The 2,650-nt window shown below is 63.8% G+C and carries 2 protein-coding genes; both read left to right on the forward strand.

The annotated features are described in order from the left end of the window. Window positions 1-108: 108 nt before the first annotated feature. Window positions 109-1,266, forward strand: coding sequence for an alcohol dehydrogenase-like regulatory protein ErcA (gene ercA / locus ACE04F_RS06430; RefSeq protein ID WP_486105525.1), 1,158 nt, complete (start codon window positions 109-111; stop codon window positions 1,264-1,266). Next, entirely contained in the window at window positions 1,250-2,620 is a 1,371-nt protein-coding gene (locus ACE04F_RS06435) for an ATP-binding response regulator (protein WP_486105483.1), read from the forward strand. Before ercA ends, ACE04F_RS06435 begins: the two co-directional genes overlap by 17 nt. Window positions 2,621-2,650 lie beyond the last annotated feature (30 nt).

The following is a 2,650-nucleotide window of genomic DNA, read 5'->3' on the forward strand; positions in this document are numbered from 1 at the left end:
TTCGGGCCGGGCTACCCATTGGTCGGATTGCATTCACGGCGCGATGCTTTAGGCTCAAGGTATCCCACGACAATAACAACAGGCTTACCGATGAGCCCCCCTGAAAAAATGAGCCTCAGCCCGCTGCGCAAGTTCGTTTCTCCTGAAATCATGTTCGGTGCCGGCTGCCGGCACAATGTCGGCAACTACGCCAAGACCTTCGGCGCCCGCAAGGTGCTGGTGGTCACCGACCCCGGGGTCATCGCCGCCGGTTGGGTCGGTGATGTCGAAACCAGCCTGCAAGCCTTGGACATCGATTACTGCATCTACAGCGACGTTTCGCCCAACCCACGGGTCGAGGAAGTCATGCTCGGCGCCGAGACGTACCGTGAAAACCACTGTGACGTGATCGTCGCGGTCGGTGGTGGCAGCCCGATGGACTGCGGCAAAGCGATTGGCATCGTCGTCGCCCACGGTCGCAGCATCCTCGAATTCGAAGGCGTCGACACCCTGCAAGTACCCAGCCCGCCGCTGATCCTGATCCCGACCACGGCCGGTACCTCGGCCGATGTGTCGCAGTTCGTGATCATCTCGAACCAGCAGGAGCGCATGAAGTTTTCCATCGTCAGCAAGGCGGCGGTGCCGGATGTGTCGTTGATCGATCCGGAGACGACCCTGAGCATGGACCCGTTCCTCTCGGCCTGTACCGGTATCGACGCGCTGGTGCATGCCATCGAGGCGTTCGTCTCAACCGGCCACGGGCCGTTGACCGATCCTCATGCGCTGGAGGCGATGCGCCTGATCAACACCCACCTGGTACAGATGATTGCCAACCCGGCCGACGTCGCCCTGCGCGAGAAAATCATGCTCGGCAGCATGCAGGCCGGGCTGGCGTTTTCCAACGCGATCCTCGGCGCGGTGCATGCCATGTCCCACAGCCTCGGTGGCTTCCTCGACCTGCCCCATGGCTTGTGCAACGCGGTGCTGGTGGAGCATGTGGTGGCGTTCAATTACAACTCGGCGCCGGAGCGTTTCAAGGTGATTGCCGAAACCCTGGGCATCGATTGTCGCGGGCTCAACCATCGACAGATCCGCACGCGGCTGGTGGAACACCTGATCGCCCTCAAGCACACCATCGGTTTCCACGAGACCCTCGGCTTGCATGGGGTGAGTACCTCGGATATTCCGTTCCTGTCGCAACACGCCATGCATGACCCGTGCATCCTCACCAATCCACGGGAGTCGAGCCAGCGGGATGTCGAGGTCGTCTATGGCGAAGCCCTCTGACGAACAGCAAAAGGCCCTCGCCGGGCTGCTGGGACTGGGCAATCATTCGACGCGCAAGAGCCATTACCCGGAGCTGGCGGCGCGTCTCGCCGAGCTGGAACAGGCCCGCCAGCACCTGCAGCAACTCAACGACCAACTGGAGCAACGGGTGGCCGAGCGCACCGATGCGCTACTGGAGGCCAACCACAACCTGCAACAGCAGATCACCCAACGCGAGTTGGTCGAGCAACAACTGCGCGATGCCCGGGACGCCGCCCAGGCCGCCAACCGCAGCAAGGACAAATACCTGGCCGCCGCCAGCCACGATTTGCTGCAGCCGCTCAACGCCGCGCGGTTGCTGATTGCTACACTGCGTGAACGCCAGATGCCTGCCGCCGAGCATTTGCTGGTGGAACGCACGCACCAGGCGCTCGAGGGCGCCGAGGACCTACTCACCGACCTGCTGGATATTTCCCGGCTCGACCAGGCCGCCGTCAAACCCGACCCGGCGCCGTATCGGCTGGATGAGCTGCTCGCGCCGCTGGTATCGGAATTCCAATCGGTGGCCGGCGCCGCGGGCCTGGAATTGCGCGTGCGGTTCGCCGACGAAGCGGTCCTGACTGACCTGCGACTGCTGACCCGCATCCTGCGCAATCTGCTGAGCAACGCCTGTCGCTACACCGACCAGGGCGGCATCCTCCTGGCGGCGCGGCGCCGGGGAGGGCGCTTGAGTCTGGAGGTCTGGGACACGGGCAGGGGCATTGCCGCCGATTGCCTGGAATCGATTTTCCTCGAATTCAACCAGCTGGACGTCGGCCGCGCGGCGGACCGCAAGGGCGTCGGCCTGGGGCTGGCGATCGTCGAGCGTATCGCTCATATCCTCGGCTACCGGGTGCGGGTGCGTTCGCGACCGGGACGCGGCTCGGTGTTCAGCATCGAGGTGCCATTGTCTGCCGAAAAGCCACTGCCCCTGACTCAGGCGCCTGCGCAGGCCGTCGCCGGGAACCCGTTGCCCGGGCGCCGGTTACTGGTCATCGACAATGAGCTGAGCATTTTGCAGAGCATGGCGGCACTGCTCGCGCAGTGGGGGTGCGAAGTGCTGACCGCCACCGACGAAGCGGGCGCCTTCGATGTGCTGCAAGGCCGCGTACCGGAGCTGATCCTGGCGGATTTTCACCTCGACCATGGGGTGGTTGGCTGCGAGGTGGTCAAGCACCTGCGCGAACATTTCCAGCAAGCGATCCCCGCGGTGATCATCACTGCCGACCGCAGCGACCAGTGCCGCCGAGCCTTGCGCAAGCTGAACGCGCCGCTGCTCAATAAACCGGTCAAGCCGGGCAAGTTGCGGGCGGTGTTGAGCCAGTTGTTGGGATAATCAGTCCGCACACAAAACCCTTGTGGGAGC

Source organism: Pseudomonas sp. AGC41 (genome assembly GCF_057334555.1).

What these genes read in the sequence shown, in the direction of transcription:
- ercA (WP_486105525.1), top strand. Translation starts at nt 109, where the DNA reads ATGAGCCTCAGCCCGCTGCGCAAGTTCGTTTCTCCTGAAATCATGTTC.
- ACE04F_RS06435 (WP_486105483.1), top strand. Translation starts at nt 1,250, where the DNA reads ATGGCGAAGCCCTCTGACGAACAGCAAAAGGCCCTCGCCGGGCTGCTG.